This window comes from Amycolatopsis sp. NPDC043885 (genome assembly GCF_056435685.1).
Genome location: NZ_JBWKEA010000003.1, coordinates 409,993 through 426,805, shown reverse-complemented (window position 1 = coordinate 426,805; position 16,813 = coordinate 409,993). Strand labels below are relative to the sequence as shown.

The window sequence follows — 16,813 nt, the reverse complement described above, 5'->3', positions numbered from 1 at the left end:
AATGGACGGCGACCACCTCGTCATCGGCGAGCACAAGCTCTCGTCGCGGTTGATCATCGGCACCGGCGGCGCGGGCAACCTCGCCGTGCTGGAACGCGCGCTGGTGGCGTCCGGCACGGAACTGACCACCGTCGCGATGCGCAAGGCCGACGCCGAAGGCGGCTCTGGCGTCCTCGAACTGCTTCGCCGCCTCCGCATCCGCCTGCTGCCCAACACCGCCGGCTGCCGGACGGCCGCCGAAGCGGTCCTCACCGCGCAGCTCGCCCGCGAAGCGCTCGAGACCGACCTCATCAAGCTGGAGGTCCACGCCGACGACCGCACACTGCTGCCGGACCCGTTCGAGACCCTCGAAGCGGCCGAACAGCTCGCCGCGGACGGCTTCACCGTGCTCGTGTACACCAACGACGACCCGGTGCTGGCGCTGCGGCTGGAGGAGGCGGGCTGCGCGGCGGTGATGCCGCTCGGCGCGCCCATCGGCACCGGTCTCGGCATCCGGAACCCGCACAACATCGAGCTGATCGTGTCGCGCGCGGGGGTCCCGGTGATCCTCGACGCCGGGATCGGCACGGCTTCCGACGCGACGCTGGCGATGGAGCTCGGCTGCGACGCCGTCCTGCTTTCCACCGCCGTGACCAGGGCCGCGGACCCCGAACGGATGGCGTCGGCGATGCGGGCCGCCGTCACCGCGGGGCGGCTGGCCGCCGGCGCGGGGCGGATCCCGCAGCGGTTCTGGGCGCACGCGTCGAGCCCGCCCCGGTAACCCTTTTGTACGGTTCACGGCCTTCACGGCGAGTTCGCACCGGAAGCCCGTATGGTTGACGGCACTTTCCGGAGGCGCACCCGCCGCCGTGTACCCAGAGGAGCCAGTGGTGACCACGTCAGCGGTCCAGGACGTTTCGGGCAGGTTGTTCCTGGCGGTGGGCAGGCTGTCCCGGTCACTGCGCCAGGCGGGCGTGCCCGGGCCAGGCCACGGCGCGATCTCGGCGCTCGCCACGCTCGTGCACTACGGCCAGCTCCGGCTGGGTGACCTCGCGGCGAAGGAAGGCGTCGCCGCGGCCACCATGTCGAGGATCGTCGCTTCGCTGGTCGAAGCGGGCTACGTCAGCCGTGAATCGGACCCGATCGACAGGCGTGCCTGGCTCGCGGAGGCCACCGAAGAGGGCGAGAGGCTGGTTTCCGGCGTCCGGTCGACGCGCGTGAACGAACTGGGCAAACGCCTCGAACGGCTGAGCCCGGAGCACCAGGCGGCCTTGGCGGCGGCCCTTCCGGCGCTCGAAGCGCTCATCGCGGACGAAGAGCGCTGAGTTCCGCGACTTCGGCGCGAAGGGCGCGGAGCTCGTCAAGGATCTCCTTGTTGGCCTGGGCCTGCGTTTCGGCCTGCTTCGCCTCTTCCTCGCGGATGTCCTGGCGAAGCTCGTCCTCCATCCCGCTGACCACCACGGCGATGAAGAGGTTCAGCACCGCGAAGCTGGACACGAGGATGTAGACCACGAAGAACACCCAGGCCATGGGTGCTTCCTTCATGACCTCCTTGGCGATGTCCGGCCATGCCTCGCCGGTCATCACCTGGAACAGCGTGAACAGCGACGTGCCGAGGTCGCCGAAGTTCTCCGGCGAGATCGCGCCGAACAGCTTCGTCGCCATCACGCCCGCGACGAAGATGATCAGCGCGAGGAGCGCGGCGATCGAAGCCATCCCGGGGATCGACGCGAGCAGGCCGGTGACGACCTTCCGCATCGACGGCACGACCGAGATCAGCCGCAGCACGCGCAGGACCCGCAACGCCCGCAGCACCGCGAACGGGCCGGTCGTCGGGATCACCGCGATCCCGACGACGACCAGGTCGAAGATGTTCCACGGGTCGCGGAAGAACTTCCCGCGATAGGCGTAGAGCTTCGCGCCCAGTTCGAGGACGAAGATCCCGAGCGCGATGTAGTCGACCGTGTGCAGCAGGCTCCCGTACTCCGCGAGCATTCTCGTGGAGGTCTCCAGGCCGAGCGTGACGGCGTTGAAGACGATCACCGCGATGATGAAGTTCTGGAAGCGGCGGTCTTCGACGACCCTGGCCACCGTTTCGCGTCCGGTCACGGCGCAGATCGTAACCGGACGGGTGCTCAGTGCCCGGGCGCAAGCCGCCAGAACGCCGAAACCGGACCGACCTTCGCACCCATCGGGTAGGCGTTTTCGACCGCGTGTGAAACGAACCACTTGCCGTAGCGGGCGGCCTCCACGACGGACATCCCCTTCGCGAGACCGGCCGTCAGCGCCGACGCCATGGTGTCCCCGGCGCCGTGCGTGTGCTGGGTCGCGAACCGCTCGCCCGGCAGTTCGACGAACGTGGAACCGTCGAAGAGCACGTCGACGCATTCGGGGTCGGAGACGAGGTGGCCGCTCTTCACGAGCACGTACTTCGGCCCGAGCCGGTGCAGCACGACGGCCGCCTGGTGCATCTGTTCACGGGTGGTCACGGTCATCCCGGTCAGCAGGCGGACCTCGTCGAGGTTCGGCGTGAGGACGGTCGCGCGCGGCAGGAGCTCGTCCCGCAGCGCGACCAGCCCGGCCTCGTCGAACAGCGGATGACCGTGCATCGACGCCGCGACCGGGTCGACCACGAACGGCACCTTGCTGTCGCGGCCGATCTCGGCCTTGTCGCACGCCGCGGCGACGGCGTGGATGATCTCGGCCGAGGCGAGCATGCCGGTCTTGGCCGCGTTGACGCCCATGTCGGCCGCGACGGCCTCGATCTGGCCCGCGACGATCCGCGCCGGGATGTCCGTGCGGTCGTGCACGCCGAGGGTGTTCTGGACGGTCACGGCGGTGACCGCGACCAGACCGTGCACGCCACAGGTGAGGAACGTGCGCAGATCCGCCTGAAGGCCGGCGGCGCCGCCGGAGTCGGACCCCGCGATGGTCAGCGCCGACGGCGGGCTCGGGTTCTCGCTCATGGGTTCATTTTCCACGCGCGTTCTCAGAGGGTCAGGACGAGCTTCCCGGTGACCCTGCCACCTTCGCCGGCTTCGTGCGCCTTCGCGACGTCCTCGAGAGGGAAGGTCTGGTCGACGTGGACGCGCAGTTCACCCTTCTCGACGAGGCCGGTCAGCGCTAGTAGACCGATCTCGTCGGGCTCGGCGAGTATCCCCGACGTCCGCACGCCGAGCTTCTCCGCCTTCGTCACGACAGCCTCGCTCGGGCCGCCGGGCACCGCGATCAGCAGGCCGCCCGGTTTCACCGCGTCGAGCCAGCGCAGGTCGCTCTGCTCGCCGACCAGCCCGAACACGACGTCCACATCGGACACGGTCGCGCTCTCGTCGCGGTAGTCGATCGGCTCGTCGACGCCGAGCTCGCGGAGAAAGTCGTGTTTCCCGGCGCTCGCCGTGCCGAGGACGTACGCGCCACGTGCCTTCGCCACCTGGACGGCGAGGTGCCCGACCCCGCCCGCGGCCGCGTCGATCAGCACACGCTGCCCCGGCCGGACGTCGGCGATGTCCACGAGGCCCTGCCAGGCGGTGAGCCCGGCGAGCGGCAGTCCGGCGGCCTGCTCGTGGGTGAGGTTCGCGGGTTTGCGTACGAACTGGCGGGCGGGCGCCGCCACGTATTCGCCGTAGCCGCCGGCCTGCCGAGGGAACCACGGGAAGCCGAGGACCTCGTCGCCGACGGCGAAACGCGTGGTGCCGACGCCGAGCTCCTCCACCACCCCGGAGACGTCCCAGCCGAGGACGAACGGTGGCTCGCCCATGAAGACGCCGTAGGCCCGGGTTTTCCAGTCGACCGGGTTGACGCCGGCCGCGCGCACCCGCACGAGCACCTCCGTCGGGGCGGGGGACGGCCGATCGGTTTCGGTCACCTCCAGCACTTCCGGCCACCAAGCCGCTGCTGGGTCACGACGCGCATGGAAAGCTCCTCCGTTGTCGGTGCTTTCCATGCTCGGGCGCTTGGTCTCTTTTCGCTAGAAGGCACTTATAGTGAAGTGCCGGAATCCCCGTGGGACATCTACCTGCGGAACTGCCCGTGTCGAGACGTCCTCGATCTGCTCGCCAACAAGTGGACCGCGCTCGTGCTCGGCGCGTTGTCGCGGCGGCCGCACCGGTTCGGTGAGTTGCGCCGCGCCGTCGGCGGGATCAGCCAGAAGATGCTGACGCAGAATCTGCGTGCCTTCGAACGCGACGGCCTGGTCACGCGCACGGTCTTCCCGACCACGCCGCCGACCGTCGAGTACGCGCTGACCGAACGCGGCGCGAGCGCGGGCACGCTGCTCATGGCGGTCAGCGAATGGTCCGTCGCCAACTTCGACGGGATCCTCGAATCGCGGAAGGAGTACGACTCGCGGGTGATGGAGCCCGTCAGCTGACCTCGTGAGTGGCAAGGACGGTTCTAACCGTCATTACCACTCACGAGCCCAGCACCTACCGCAGCCTCCAGAACGGCGACACCGGCCCTACCCCGGCCCCCAGCGGATACGACTCCGCCACACAGCGCTCGATGAACCGCTTCCCCTCGGCGACGGCGGTCGGCACGTCCGCCCCCTTCGCCAGCGAAGACGTGATCGCCGAAGCCATCGTGTCGCCGCCGCCGTGCGTGTTCCGGGTATCGAAGCGGGGCCCGCTCAGCTCCACCCAGGACTCACCGTCGGACAACAGGTCCACACAGTCCTGAGCCGCGTCGAGATGCCCGCCCTTCACCAGCACCCACTCGGACCCGAACTCCAGCAACGCCTCCGCCGCCTCGCGCTGAGTCGATGGCCCGGTCACGGAAACGCCGGTCAGCAGCCGCACCTCGTCCAGGTTCGGCGTGATCAGCGTGGCGCGCGGGAAGAGTTCGGTGCGGATCGCCTCCAGCGCCTCCTCGCGCAGCAACGCGTGCCCGGTCATCGAAGCGGCGACGGGGTCGACGACGAACGGCGTGTCCGACGAGCGTCCGATGTGGACTTCGTCGAGGGTCTTCGCGACGGCGTTGATGATCTCGGCCGTCGCGAGCATGCCGGTCTTCGCCGCGTCGACGCCCATGTCCGTGGCGACGGCCTTGATCTGCCCGGTGACGACGTCGACCGGGATCTCGCTGAACCCCTGCACACCCAGCGAGTTCTGCACGGTGACCGCGGTGAGCGCGACCATCCCGTGCACCCCGTTGGCGAAGAAGGTGCGCAGGTCTGCCTGGATGCCCGCACCACCACCGGAATCCGATCCGGCGATGGTGAGGGCCGTCCTGGGCGTGGCTGTCACTGATTGACCACCGGCAGGTACACCTTGTTGCCCTGCTCGGCGAATTCGTGCGACTTCTCCTCCATGCCCGCCTCGATGGCCTCCACAGTGGACAGTCCGTGTTCCTCGGCGTACTTGCGGACGTCCTGGGTGATGCGCATCGAGCAGAACTTCGGCCCGCACATCGAGCAGAAGTGCGCCGTCTTCGCCGGCTCCGCGGGCAGCGTCTCGTCGTGGTACGCGCGGGCGGTGTCGGGGTCCAGCGACAGGTTGAACTGGTCGTTCCAGCGGAATTCGAAGCGGGCCTTGGAAAGCTCGTCGTCCCACTCCTGCGCGTACTGGTGCCCCTTGGCGAGGTCGGCGGCGTGTGCGGCGATCTTGTAGGTGATGACGCCGGTCTTCACGTCGTCGCGGTTCGGCAGGCCGAGGTGCTCCTTCGGCGTGACGTAGCAGAGCATCGCCGTGCCGTACCAGCCGATCTGCGCCGCGCCGATGGCCGAGGTGATGTGGTCGTACGCCGGCGCGATGTCGGTCGCGAGCGGGCCGAGGGTGTAGAACGGCGCCTCGCCGGTCAGCTTCTCCTCGAGTTCGACGTTCTCCTTGATCTTGTGCATCGGCACGTGGCCGGGGCCTTCGATCATCACCTGGACGTCGTGCTCGCGGGCGATGTGGGTGAGCTCGCCCAGCGTCTCCAGTTCGGCGAACTGCGCGCGGTCGTTGGCGTCGGCGATCGAGCCGGGCCGCAGGCCGTCACCGAGCGAGAACGTGACGTCGTACTCGCGCAGGATCTCGCAGAGTTCGGCGAAATTGGTGTACAGGAACGATTCCTTGTGGTGCGCGAGGCACCACGCCGCCATGATCGAGCCGCCGCGCGAGACGATGCCGGTGACCCGGCGCGCGGTCAGCGGGATGTAGCGCAGCAGTACCCCGGCGTGCACGGTGACGTAGTCGACGCCCTGCTCGCACTGCTCGATGATCGTGTCGCGGTAGACCTCCCACGACAGCTTTTCCGGCTCCCCGTTGACCTTTTCCAGTGCCTGGTAGATCGGCACGGTGCCGACCGGCACCGGCGAGTTGCGGATGATCCACTCGCGCGTCTCGTGGATCCGCTTGCCGGTGGAGAGGTCCATGATCGTGTCGGCGCCCCAGCGGGTGGCCCACACCATCTTGTCGACCTCCTCCTCCACGGAGGACCAGACGGCCGAGTTGCCCATGTTGGCGTTGATCTTCACCAGGAACTTCTTGCCGATGATCATCGGCTCGGTCTCCGGGTGCTTGCGGTTGGCGGGGATCACCGCCCGGCCGCGCGCGACCTCGTCCCGCACGAATTCCGGCGAGCAGCGCTCGCGTGCCGCGACGTACTCCATCTCGCGGGTGATGACGCCCTGTTTCGCCCAGCCGAGCTGGGTGTTGTGCTCACGACCGTCGGCCCAGCCGGCGCGCAGCCGATGAAGTCCACTGTGGACATCGATCTGCGCGTCGTCGTCGGTGTACGGGCCGGAGGTGTCGTAAACGTCGAAATGCTCGCCGTTCGAAAGATCGATCCGCCGCGCGGGGACCCGGAGACCGGATTCCGTCTGGTGATAGACCTTCCGGGAACCGGTGATCGGCCCGGTGGTCACGGTCGGCGTGATGCCCTGGGCATTCTCAAGCGTCGTCAACGACGTTCACTCCCTACGCCGGCATTACCCGGTCAGGTTCATGCGGTCGGCGGCGCCGGGTCCTCTGGAAAGACACCAGCCGCCCTCTCAGCCCGCCATGGCGCGAGCTCCCGCGGTTGTTTGGTTGTGCCCCGACCATGCCACGCCGGGGCGCGGACAATCAACCCTCCAAGGCGACGGTCACTCCGAAGCCGACCAGGACACCGCCGGACGTGCGCTCCAGCCACAGCTTGACGCGATCGCGGCGCAGCCACTCACCCAGGCGTGTGACCAGCAGGGCGAGCGACGAAGACCAGACGATGTCGACGGCGATCCACACCGCGACGCACAGCAGCAGCGGCCACGGCCCGGCGTCGGAGGGGACGAACTGGGGGAGGAACGAGATCGCCAACACGCCCGCCTTCGGGTTGCTCACGTTGATCAGGAAGCCGGAGCGGAAGCCGCGCCCGCGATGCGCATGACGTCGTAGGCGACCTGGGAGGCGATGAGGAGCGCGGTCAGGCCGAAGACCGCGGCGAGTCCCCAGAACGCGACGCCCGCCTCGATACCCGCGACGGTGGCGAACGCGTTCCGGCGTGAGCCCTTCGCCGACCGCTTGATGAGCATCACCGTCGCCGGGCCGGGGATCGCATCGCCATGAGGAAGGCGGCAACGCGATTCTCTGGGCCGACATGTCGACGGCGTTAGCGGTTCACCGGTTTGGAGCATGTGCGCGCCGGGGATTCACGACAGAATCCCGGAGGTTCTGCACCGTTACAGAAGTCTGGGGTGGATATGCGAAAACTCGTGCTCCCGGCACTGGCAGGCGTGCTGATCGCGGGGCTGGTCCCGGCGGTGGCCGCGGCACAGGGCGGTGAGGCGCCCGGAGCGCCCGGCGCCCATCCGAGCTGGCTCCCGGCGGACAAGACCGGCTTCGGCACCGCCCGCGAACGGGCGAGCAACGTCTGGTTCACCCTCCAGGGCGGCCGGATGTCCGAGGTCTACTACCCGGATCTGTCCACGCCGGGCGTTCGCGCGCTCGACCTCGTCGTCACCGACGGGACGAGCTTCGCGACGGTCGATTCGTCGGCCAAGGCGCAGCGGGTGCGCCGTACCGACGGCCTCACCTACGAACAGACGATCACCGACGACCAGCGCCGCTGGAAGCTCCGCAAGACCTACGTCACCGACCCGGCGCGCACGAGCGTGCTGATCGACGTCGACTTCGTTTCGCTGACCGGCCGCCCGTACCAGGTGTACGCGGTCGCGGATCCCGATCTCACGAACGAAGGATCCGACGACTCCGCACGTACCGATGGGGTGAACGGGGTCGCGTCCGACGCGAAGACCGCGGCCGCGCTGGCGGCGGAACCGGCGTTCTCGCGGAGTTCCGTGGGCTATTCGGGTTCCTCCGACGGCATCACGCAGCTGACGAAATCCTTCACCCTCAAGGATTACGCGACCGCGGCCAAGGGAAACGTGCTGATCACCGGGCAGACGTCCGCCGACGGTGTCCGCTCGCGGGACTTCACGCTTTCGCTCGGCATGGGCGCTAAGGACGCCGACGCGCTCGCCAACGCGAAAGCCTCGCTACGGCGCGGATTTTCCGACACCGCCCGCGCGTACGACCGCGGCTGGAAGCAGTACCTCCGCCAGGTGAAGGACGCGCCGTCGTCGCTCAAGACCAAGCAGGAACGGGACCTCTACCAGGCGTCCGTGCTCATGCTCGCGGCGAGCGAGGACAAGATCCACCAAGGGGCGCTCATCGCGTCGCCGAGTATGCCGTGGCGGTTCGGGAACAACGACCCGGAATGGTCGCCGTCGGGTACCTATCACCTGGTCTGGCCGCGGGACCTCTACCAGATCGCGACCGGTCTGCTCGCCGCCGGCGACCGCGACGCCGCCAACCGGTCGATCGACTACATGTTCGGGACGCAGCAGCTGCCGGACGGGCATCTGCCGCAGAACAGCCACGTCGACGGCACGCCGTACTGGACGTCCATCCAGCTCGACGAGACCGCGCTGCCGATCGTGCTCGCCCAGCAGCTCGGCCGCACCGACGTGAAGACGTGGCAGGGTGTGCGCAAGGCGGCGGAATTCCTGTTGTCCTACAAGGCGGACAACGGGCACGCGTCGCCGTACAGCCAGCAGGAACGCTGGGAAGAACAGGACGGCTACTCGCCTTCGACGATCGCCGCGGTGATCGCCGGGCTGGTCTGCGCGGCCGACATCGCCAAGGCGAACGGCGCCGCCGCCGACGCGAAGCGCTACCTCGACACCGCCGACGCGTTCAAGGCGAAGCTCGCCCAGTGGACGGTGACCACGAACGGCCCGCTGTCGAAGGACCCGTACTTCGTCCGGCTGACCAAGGACGGCATCGCGAACAACGGCACGAAGTACAACCTGGGCAACTCCAGCGTGACCATGGACCAGCGTGCCGTGACCGACGCGGGATTCCTCGAACTGGTGAGGCTGGGCATCTACCGCGCCGACGATCCGGTGATCAGGAACAGCGTCAAGGTCACCGATGCCGACATCGCCTTCACCACCCCGACGGGTCAGTTCTGGCACAGGTATACGAAGGACGGCTACGGCGAGAAGGCCGACGGGTCACCGTGGGACTACATCTTCCCGGCGGAAAGCCGGACCACTTTCGGGCGACTCTGGCCGCTGCTGGCGGGTGAACGCGGCGAGTACGACCTCGCCAATGGTGACCGTGGTACGGCCGCGAAGCGCCTTCGCGACCTGGGGCGCGTCAGCAGCTCCGGGGACACGATGCCGGAGCAGGTCTGGGACGAGAACGCGCCCTCGGGGCAGCCCGGCTTCCCGGCGGGCACCCCGACCGCGTCCGCGACGCCGCTGGCCTGGACGCATGCGCAGTACCTCCGGCTCGCGTGGTCGGTGGAGGCGGGGAAGGTGATCGAACAGCCGCGGGTGGTGCGGTGCCACTTCCTGGGCTGCTGACCCTCCCGTGAACGCTATGAAAGGTCCTTTCCTTGCAAAATTTGCAAGGAAAGGACCTTTCATAGCACGCGGGGCAGCTGCGAGAGGGTCAGTCGTCGGCGGACTCGGGCCGCGCTTCCGGCAGCCATGTGTTGCCCGGAACGCCCCATTTGTTCGCCTTGAGCATCTTCTTCGCCGCACGGGCGTGGCGCCCGACGAGCCGGTCGAGGTAGATGAAGCCGTCCAGGTGATCGGTCTCGTGCTGCAGGCAGCGCGCGAAGTAACCGGTGCCTTCGACCTCGATCGGATTGCCGTCGACGTCGAAGCCGGTGACCTTCGCCCACGAAGCGCGGCCGGTCGGGTACGACTCGCCGGGCGCCGACAGGCAGCCTTCCCAGTCGTCGTCCGGATCCGGCATCGTCTCCGGGATCTCCGACGTCTCGAGCTTCGGGTTCACCACGGCGCCCTTGTGGCGCGTGCCCTCGTCGTCGGGGCAGTCGTAGACGAACACGCGCAGGTCGAGGCCGATCTGGTTGGCCGCGAGGCCCACCCCTTCGGCGGCGTACATGGTCTCGAACATGTCGTCGATGAGCGTGCGCAGCTTGGCGTCGAACTCGGTGATCTCCCGAGTCGGGTTGTGCAGCACGGGCTCGCCGGCGATCACGATGGGATGGACGGTCACGCGCGCAGTTTAGTCGGACCCTTCTGGTACACCCTTACCCATGACGCGCCGACGTCGTTACCGAGGCCGGGCGCCGCATCCGTGGTCTAATGGCGCCGCGGAATGACAAGCCTGTGGTTTCACGCCCGCCGAGCACTGACCTGATTGCGAGGAGTCGGATGGACGCCGCGGAGTCGATGGCTGAGCCCGACCAGCCGTCCCCGTCGGAGACCGTGAACGGCCTCAGCGAGCGCGAGCTCGACATGCTCGCGTTCGAACGGCAGTGGTGGAAGTACGCCGGCGCGAAGGAACAGGCCATCCGCGAACGCTTCTCTATGTCGTCGACGCGCTACTACCAGTTGCTGAACCGGCTGCTCGAGAAGACCGAAGCCATGCAGGCCGATCCGATGCTGGTGAAGCGCCTGCGAAAGACGCGAGCGGCCCGGCAGCGCAATCGCGCGGCCCGGCGACTGGGGATCGATCTCTCATGAGTCTGTTTTCGGGTCTGTCCCGGCCGATGAAGGCCGCCGGACTGGCCTTGGTCGGTGTCGCCGTGATCGCCGCCGTGATCGGCGGCATCACCCTGACCAGCGGCGGCGGTGACTCGGACACCGCGACGCCGCCCGGCAGCACGCCCACGTCCTCGGACGGCGCGACGCAGCCTTCGTCCCCGGCGCCGGGTTCGCCCTCCGCCGGCACGCCGCCCGCGTCGTCGGCGCCTCCGTCGAGCGCGCCCGCGAGTTCGGCGCCACCTGCGAGCCAGCCAGGGCAGACGGGTCAGCCCGGCCAGCCAGGGCCGGGACAGCCCGGCGGTGATCAGCAGGCGTCGCACAAGTGGGTGACGGTGCGCGTCTACAACAACAGCACGATCCGGGGTCTCGCCGAGCAGGCCGCGAAGGACTTCCGCGCCTCCGGCTGGAACGTCTCCGAGGTCAAGGGCTACCCGGGCAGGCTCCCCGAGACCGTGGCGTACTACCGGCCGGGCACCGACGAGGAAGCGGCCGCGAAGGCGCTGGCGCTGGAATTCGGTTTCCGCGCCGAGCCCAGGTTCAAGGAGATCGAAAACATCGGCCCGGGCGTGATCGTCATCCTCACCAAGGACTACAAGACCAACGACAAGGACGGCTCCTAGCCGATCCGTGAAAGGGCCCTCTCCCTCGCGAGGAAGAGGGCCCTTTCACGTACTTCAGACCTGGGTCTGCGCGTACGCCTCCAGCGCGGCGAGCTGAGCCGGGTCGAGCGACGGCCGCACGGCCTTGGCCGCCTTCGCCAGATGCTCGGCGGTGACCTCCTTGGCCTCCAGCGATTCGCGCATCGCGGTCAGCGCGGCCTCCCGGATCAGCGCCGCGCAGTCAGCCGCCGAATAACCGTCCAAAGTGGCCGCATAGGCCGCGAGGTCCACATCGGACGCGAGCGGCGTGTTCTTGGCGCTGGCGGCCAGGATCGCTTCGCGCGCGTGCGCGTCCGGCGGCGGGACGTAGACGCGGCGCTCCAGCCGTCCGGGCCGCAGGAGGGCCGGGTCGACCAGTTCCGGCCGGTTCGTCGCACCGAGGACGACGACCTCGCGCATCGGCTCGACACCGTCCAATTCGGTCAGCAGGGCCGCGACGACGCGGTCCGACACGCCGGAATCCGAGGACTGGCCGCGGCGCGGGGCGAGCGCGTCGATCTCGTCGAGGAAGATCAGCGACGGCGCGGCCTCGGCGGCGCGGCGGAACAGTTCCCGCACGGCGCGTTCGGACTCGCCGACCCATTTGTCCATCAGTTCGGCGCCCTTGACCGCGAAGACGTTCAGCGCGCCGGTGCCCGCGAGCGCGCGGACCAGGAATGTCTTGCCGCCGCCGGGCGGCCCGTACAGGAGCACGCCGCGCGGCGGATCGACGCCGAGGCGGGCGAACGAGTCCGGGTAGCGCAGCGGCCACAGCACCGCCTCGGTGAGCGACTGCTTGACGTCGGTCATGTTCCCGACGTCGTCCAGCGTCAGCCCACCGGTCGCCAGGTTGTCCGAAGTGGACATCGAAATGGGACGGACGGTGGTCAGCGCGTCGAGCAGGTCCTGCTGGGAGATCCGGGGTTCGTCGGCTTCGCGTTGCCGCAGCGCGGCGCGGAGGGCGGCGTCGCGGCGGAGCGCGATGAGGTCCGCGGCCACGAAGCCGGGAGTGCGCTCGGCGATCGGGCCGACGTCGACGCCGGACTCCAGCGGGGCCTCGCGCAGAAGCACGCGCAGCAGTTCCGTTCGGGTCTTCGAGTCCGGGAGCGGCAGGCCGAGTTCGCGGTCGAGCAGGTCTGCGGCCCGCAGCCGCGGATCGGTGGACTCGGCTCGCCCGGTGGTGGCGACGACGGCGAAACCCTTGGTGCGCAAGGCTTTGCGCAGGTCGTCGAGGACGACCGTCGCGAGCGGCGGCGGCTGGGACGCGGGCAGCAGCGCGTCGATGTCGGTGATCAGCAGGACAGCGGGGTCTTCGTCGTGGGTGGCCTGCTCGATCGCCTCACGCAGGCGCGCCGCGGCGACGTTCGGTTCGAGGACGGCGATGTTCGGCGCCGCGAGCGACACCACCCGCACCTTCTCGGCCTGCGCCACGGCGCGGACCAGTGTCGCCTTCCCGACGCCTTCCGGCCCGGACAACAGGACCCCGAGATGCGCCGACGTCCCGAGTTTCGCCAGCAGCTCCGGGCGGTGGAAGGCCAGGTCGAACCATTCGGCGAGCTTGCGCGCGGCCGCTTCGGAGCCGGCGAGATCCGACAACGGCGGCACGGATTCCTCGGCCGCCTCGTCGATCCGCTCGTCTTCGACGATCTCGGCGTCGATGAAATCCTCGTATGGCGTGGCAGGAGTGCTGCGCACCAGCGTCGTCCCGGCGCGGGCCGGAGCGGCGGCGGGCGCGGGCTCACCGGTGCGGGCGCCGTCACGCCAGCTGACCACAGTGGACGGTCCGACGGCGACCGGCCCCGACGGCTCGGTGGCGGTGACGGTGAGCAGCTCGTTCGTCCACGTCATGCCGATGGCGCGGGACAGCTGGCCGCGGACCGCGGAGACGTCGGAACCCGGCGCGGGCGCGAGATCCTGGGGGAGCAGGGAAACGGCGTCGCCGACGGTCAGGACCTTGCCGATCAGGGCGAGCCGCAGGGTGTGCGGGGAGAGCGACACGCTCGCGATACGCGAACCCGCCACGGTGACCGTCTTCGCGGCCGACACCTCCGCCGGCGCGACGACGACCTCCGAGCCCTCGGTCACGCCGAGGTTCGACATCGTGACGTCGTCGAGGAGGATCACCCCCGGGATCCCCTCCGCGTCCGACGGGGCGGCCAGCGCCGAGCTGACCCGCGCGCCGGTGACACGGACGGCGTCCCAGGCCATCAGGCCGAGTGCGTCGAGGACTTCGGGGTGCAGCCGGACGACGCCGCGGCGGGAGTCCAGGGCGGACGGGGTGTGCCGGACGGTCAGCGTGATCTGGGGTGCGCTCACCCCGCCACCCTATCCAGCCGCCGCGCGCTCAGCCGCCGCCGCGCGGTGAGGCGCCGAAGTACATGAAGGCCTCTTTCCTCGCGCTAAACGCGAGGAAAGAGGCCTTCATGTACTCAAGCCGTCTGCCCCAAGTTGTCCACAGGGTCACCCACTTTGTGGACAACTCCGGTCCCTGACCCCCGTTTCCCCAGGTCCCGTCGGACAGCCCCGATACGCTGGGCGCGGGGCCGTCCCCCAGGGACGGGTGGGGGGCTGGGGTGGCGCGGGTCAGCGTTTCCGGAGGCCGATCCGGCGCCACGAGCGGCGACGCGGGCCTCGGCCGTTGTCGCGGTCCTTGTCGGTGCTGATGGTGCGCGGAGTACGCGCGACGTGCTGTTCGCCCCGCTGGAGCCGGACCCGCTGAGCGGCGCCTGCCACCACCCGGCGCAGCGGCGGGCGCAGGCCAAGACGGCGGCGGCTCGAGCGCCGCCGGATCGCGCGCCGTTCCCGCGGCGGCGCCATCCACGCCTCGGGATGGTTCGCCAGCCACCGTTGCCGGTACACCGAGTACGGGATGTGCGCCAGGTACAGCACCAGCGCGATCGCCAGCGCCACCAGCGGGAACTGGATGATCGCGGCGGCCAGCAGGCCCACCCCGACCAGCAGCGGCGCGATCGCCTTGGGCGGCGCCTTCACCGTCTTCAGCGACAGCGTCGGGATCCGGCTGATCAGCAACGCGGCGACGGCGATCGTCCACACCCACACCACGTACTGGTGCGACCACCAGCCCTGCCCGAACTGCAGTTCCAGGATCAGTGGCAGCATCGCCAGCAGACCACCGGCGGGCGCGGGCACCCCGACGAAGAACTCGCCCGCGTACGGCGGCTGCTCGGTGTCCTCGATCAGCGTGTTGAACCGCGCCAGCCGCAGGATCATGCAGACCGCGAAGATCAGCGAAGCGACCCAGCCGATCCGCTCGCCCTCCGCATGCCAGACGTACAGCACCAGCGCGGGCGCGACACCGAACGAGATCCCGTCGGACAGCGAGTCGAGCTCCTGCCCCATCTTCGACGTCGCGTCCAGCAGCCGCGCGATCCGGCCGTCGAGACTGTCGAGCACCGCGGCGATCCCGATCGACGCGATCGCCATCGGATAGTTGCCGATCAGCGCGAACTGCACCGACGACAGGCCGGCGCACAGGGCGAGCACCGTGATGGCGTTCGGCAGCAGCCGCACGCCGGGAGTGGTCACGCGGACCATGGATCAGCCTTCCGGGTGCGGCGCCGTGGGCAGCTCGGCGATCGGCGTCTCGCCGCCGATCGTGCGCTGGCCCTTCGAGACGAGAACCTTGCTGCCCGGCGGCAGGTACAGGTCGACTCGCGAGCCGAAGCGGATGATGCCGTACGTCGCGCCGACGCCGACCTTGTCACCCTCGCGGATCTCACAGAGGATGCGCCGGGCCACCAGCCCGGCGATCTGCACCACGACGAGCTCGTGGCCGTCTTCGGTGCGCATGAGCACGGAGTTGCGCTCGTTGTCCTCGCTCGCCTTGTCCAGGTCCGCGGACAGGAACTTCCCCGGCCGGTACGCGACCCGCTCGATCACGCCCGACGCCGGGACCCGCTGGACGTGCACGTCGAACACCGACAGGAACACGCTCACCCGCATCCGCGGTTCGGCGGGCAGGCCCAGCTCGGGCGGCGGCACGGCCTCCTCGATCAACGAGACCAGACCGTCCGCCGACGCGACCGCGAGGCCGGACTGGGCGGGCGGGACGCGCTTCGGCTCACGGAAGAACGCGGCCGTGGCGGCCGTCGCGAGCGCGCCGACGACGCCCAGGCGCTTGGAGAACCTCCGCAGCACCAGCGTCGCGGCGAGGCCGCCGAACACGAACGGCCTGCCGGCCGGGTGCATCGGCGGGACGGTCTCGCGGGCGAGCTTCACGGCGTGCGCGAGGGGATTACCAGTGGCTTCCGGCCGGTTGCCGCTCATTGGTCGGGTTCACCGCAGTTCGTGTCGGGGGGTCGGGACAGGAAGAGCCACCACGCTACCGCCCTGTCCGGAGACGAGCCGTGGCCTCCCCCGGAAGGGTTTCCCCGGGCCGGGTGGGAGGGGCCACATCCCGGTAACGGAAGGTGGAAATACGCGATAACTCTAGGTAGTTGATGCCGATAGCCGACCTTGAGGACCCGCGAATGCCCGCCAGTCCGGACCCCGCAGGCGAGCGACTCGCCGAGCTGTTCCGCGCCTGGAAGAGGGACATTTCGGCGGCGCCGATGCCTCCGCTCATCGATCCCGTCCGCGCCGCCTCGGTCATCGCCGAGGCACGCGCGTCCGGTCGCATATGCCCCCCGACGGCACATGCGACCGGACGCGGCCACTGGAACTGAGCGAAACTCCCACTTTAGTTCGCCGGACGCCCGTGATCGCCGGTCCCGAGAAAACCGTTACCAACGGTCACTCCATCGGTCATCGGCGAGAGGAATCGCTCCGCCCGGAACCGCGCACCAGCCGCAGCAGGGCGAGCAGCACGATCGAACCGAGGATGGCGACGCCGAAGCTGGGGAAGTCGAACTCGAAGGTCCGCTCGGTGCCGGTGGCGATGCGGTAGACGAAGCCGCCGAGCGCCGCGCCCAGTACGCCGATCAGGATGCTGAACAGGCAGCCGCCCCGCCGGTCCGGGCCGCCGACCACGACATTGGCCAGCCATCCGGCGATGGCGCCGAACACGATCCACGAGAAGAAACCCATGCCATCGAGGTTACGTGGACTGCCCGAGGTGGCCCCGGTGGCGCCGCCCGCCCGCGGTGGTCGTGGGGGGGGGGTTTTGTTTTCCCCCCCACCCCCCCCCCCCCCCCCCCCCCCCCCACTCCCCCCCCCCCCCCCCCCCCCCCCCCCCCCCCCCCCCCCCCCCCCCCCCCCCCGT

Annotated in this window: 15 protein-coding genes and 2 pseudogenes; 6 read left to right on the top strand and 11 right to left on the bottom strand. The window is 69.5% G+C overall.

Features of this window, described 5'->3' with window-relative positions; all coding sequences use genetic code 11:
• Nucleotide 1: 1 nt before the first annotated feature.
• Both thiG and AC069I_RS14975 read left to right on the top strand, forming a co-directional pair.
• A complete protein-coding gene (thiG, locus tag AC069I_RS14980; RefSeq protein ID WP_478235383.1) occupies nucleotides 2-760 on the top strand; it encodes a thiazole synthase in 759 nt (252 codons plus the stop codon).
• 109 nt (nucleotides 761-869) lie between these two features.
• Nucleotides 870-1,304 (top strand): MarR family winged helix-turn-helix transcriptional regulator, encoded by a 435-nt coding sequence (locus AC069I_RS14975; RefSeq protein WP_340686440.1) that lies wholly within the window; start codon nucleotides 870-872, stop codon nucleotides 1,302-1,304.
• On the opposite strand, the gene AC069I_RS14970 is transcribed toward AC069I_RS14975, so the two are convergent.
• The 3 genes and pseudogenes from AC069I_RS14970 to AC069I_RS14960 form a co-directional block, all read right to left on the bottom strand.
• Nucleotides 1,282-2,088 carry an ion transporter gene (locus AC069I_RS14970; protein ID WP_340686441.1) on the bottom strand — a complete coding sequence of 269 codons (807 nt, stop codon included), beginning with the start codon at nucleotides 2,086-2,088 and terminating at the stop codon, nucleotides 1,282-1,284. The genes AC069I_RS14975 and AC069I_RS14970 overlap by 23 nt on opposite strands.
• A gap of 26 nt (nucleotides 2,089-2,114) precedes the next feature.
• A complete protein-coding gene (thiD, locus tag AC069I_RS14965) occupies nucleotides 2,115-2,945 on the bottom strand; it encodes a bifunctional hydroxymethylpyrimidine kinase/phosphomethylpyrimidine kinase (RefSeq protein WP_478230246.1) in 831 nt (276 codons plus the stop codon).
• Nucleotides 2,946-2,968: 23 nt separating this feature from the next.
• Nucleotides 2,969-3,891, bottom strand: a pseudogene (locus tag AC069I_RS14960) (NADP-dependent oxidoreductase).
• Nucleotides 3,892-3,967: 76 nt separating this feature from the next.
• Here AC069I_RS14960 and AC069I_RS14955 point away from each other — a divergent pair.
• Entirely contained in the window at nucleotides 3,968-4,348 is a 381-nt protein-coding gene (locus AC069I_RS14955; RefSeq protein WP_478230244.1) for a winged helix-turn-helix transcriptional regulator, read from the top strand.
• 55 nt (nucleotides 4,349-4,403) lie between these two features.
• Here AC069I_RS14955 and thiD (AC069I_RS14950) read toward each other — a convergent pair whose 3' ends face one another.
• The 3 genes and pseudogenes from thiD (AC069I_RS14950) to AC069I_RS14940 form a co-directional block, all read right to left on the bottom strand.
• Nucleotides 4,404-5,219, bottom strand: coding sequence for a bifunctional hydroxymethylpyrimidine kinase/phosphomethylpyrimidine kinase (gene thiD / locus AC069I_RS14950; protein WP_478230243.1), 816 nt, complete (start codon nucleotides 5,217-5,219; stop codon nucleotides 4,404-4,406).
• Nucleotides 5,216-6,859, bottom strand: a complete 1,644-nt coding sequence (thiC, locus tag AC069I_RS14945; protein ID WP_478230242.1) for a phosphomethylpyrimidine synthase ThiC — start codon at nucleotides 6,857-6,859, stop codon at nucleotides 5,216-5,218. The genes thiD (AC069I_RS14950) and thiC overlap by 4 nt, the downstream gene beginning before the upstream one ends.
• Nucleotides 6,860-7,019: 160 nt before the next feature.
• Nucleotides 7,020-7,465, bottom strand: a pseudogene (locus AC069I_RS14940) (LysE family translocator).
• 168 nt (nucleotides 7,466-7,633) lie between these two features.
• On the opposite strand from AC069I_RS14940, the gene AC069I_RS14935 reads away from it, so the two are divergent.
• Nucleotides 7,634-9,802: a glycoside hydrolase family 15 protein gene (locus tag AC069I_RS14935; protein ID WP_478265671.1), complete on the top strand. Its 2,169-nt coding sequence runs from the start codon at nucleotides 7,634-7,636 to the stop codon at nucleotides 9,800-9,802.
• 88 nt (nucleotides 9,803-9,890) lie between these two features.
• On the opposite strand, the gene AC069I_RS14930 is transcribed toward AC069I_RS14935, so the two are convergent.
• The gene (locus tag AC069I_RS14930; protein ID WP_478230240.1) at nucleotides 9,891-10,463 is read right to left on the bottom strand and encodes a peptide deformylase; all 573 of its coding nucleotides are present in this window, start codon (nucleotides 10,461-10,463) and stop codon (nucleotides 9,891-9,893) included.
• A 158-nt stretch (nucleotides 10,464-10,621) separates the two neighbouring features.
• Here AC069I_RS14930 and AC069I_RS14925 point away from each other — a divergent pair, with 158 nt between their 5' ends.
• Both AC069I_RS14925 and AC069I_RS14920 read left to right on the top strand, forming a co-directional pair.
• On the top strand, nucleotides 10,622-10,933 hold the full coding sequence (locus AC069I_RS14925; protein ID WP_005160574.1) for a DUF3263 domain-containing protein: 312 nt from the start codon (nucleotides 10,622-10,624) through the stop codon (nucleotides 10,931-10,933).
• Nucleotides 10,930-11,574, top strand: a complete 645-nt coding sequence (locus AC069I_RS14920; RefSeq protein WP_478265633.1) for a LytR C-terminal domain-containing protein — start codon at nucleotides 10,930-10,932, stop codon at nucleotides 11,572-11,574. Before AC069I_RS14925 ends, AC069I_RS14920 begins: the two co-directional genes overlap by 4 nt.
• A gap of 54 nt (nucleotides 11,575-11,628) precedes the next feature.
• Here the strand turns inward: AC069I_RS14920 and AC069I_RS14915 are convergent, their stop codons facing one another.
• The 4 genes from AC069I_RS14915 to AC069I_RS14900 all read right to left on the bottom strand — a co-directional run bounded on the left by AC069I_RS14915 (nucleotide 11,629) and on the right by AC069I_RS14900 (nucleotide 16,638).
• Nucleotides 11,629-13,908, bottom strand: a complete 2,280-nt coding sequence (locus AC069I_RS14915) for an AAA family ATPase (protein WP_478230238.1) — start codon at nucleotides 13,906-13,908, stop codon at nucleotides 11,629-11,631.
• Between the two features lie 267 nt (nucleotides 13,909-14,175).
• Nucleotides 14,176-15,147, bottom strand: a complete 972-nt coding sequence (gene pssA / locus AC069I_RS14910; protein WP_378443732.1) for a CDP-diacylglycerol--serine O-phosphatidyltransferase — start codon at nucleotides 15,145-15,147, stop codon at nucleotides 14,176-14,178.
• Nucleotides 15,148-15,150: 3 nt separating this feature from the next.
• A complete protein-coding gene (locus tag AC069I_RS14905) occupies nucleotides 15,151-15,879 on the bottom strand; it encodes a phosphatidylserine decarboxylase (RefSeq protein ID WP_007033423.1) in 729 nt (242 codons plus the stop codon).
• Nucleotides 15,880-16,356: 477 nt separating this feature from the next.
• On the bottom strand, nucleotides 16,357-16,638 hold the full coding sequence (locus AC069I_RS14900; protein WP_478230236.1) for a GlsB/YeaQ/YmgE family stress response membrane protein: 282 nt from the start codon (nucleotides 16,636-16,638) through the stop codon (nucleotides 16,357-16,359).
• Nucleotides 16,639-16,813 lie beyond the last annotated feature (175 nt).

What these genes read in the sequence shown, in the direction of transcription:
- thiD (WP_478230246.1), bottom strand. Translation starts at nt 2,945, where the DNA reads ATGAGCGAGAACCCGAGCCCGCCGTCGGCGCTGACCATCGCGGGGTCC.
- pssA (WP_378443732.1), bottom strand. Translation starts at nt 15,147, where the DNA reads ATGGTCCGCGTGACCACTCCCGGCGTGCGGCTGCTGCCGAACGCCATC.
- AC069I_RS14935 (WP_478265671.1), top strand. Translation starts at nt 7,634, where the DNA reads ATGCGAAAACTCGTGCTCCCGGCACTGGCAGGCGTGCTGATCGCGGGG.
- AC069I_RS14905 (WP_007033423.1), bottom strand. Translation starts at nt 15,879, where the DNA reads ATGAGCGGCAACCGGCCGGAAGCCACTGGTAATCCCCTCGCGCACGCC.
- AC069I_RS14920 (WP_478265633.1), top strand. Translation starts at nt 10,930, where the DNA reads ATGAGTCTGTTTTCGGGTCTGTCCCGGCCGATGAAGGCCGCCGGACTG.
- AC069I_RS14925 (WP_005160574.1), top strand. Translation starts at nt 10,622, where the DNA reads ATGGACGCCGCGGAGTCGATGGCTGAGCCCGACCAGCCGTCCCCGTCG.
- thiG (WP_478235383.1), top strand. Translation starts at nt 2, where the DNA reads ATGGACGGCGACCACCTCGTCATCGGCGAGCACAAGCTCTCGTCGCGG.
- AC069I_RS14900 (WP_478230236.1), bottom strand. Translation starts at nt 16,638, where the DNA reads ATGGGTTTCTTCTCGTGGATCGTGTTCGGCGCCATCGCCGGATGGCTG.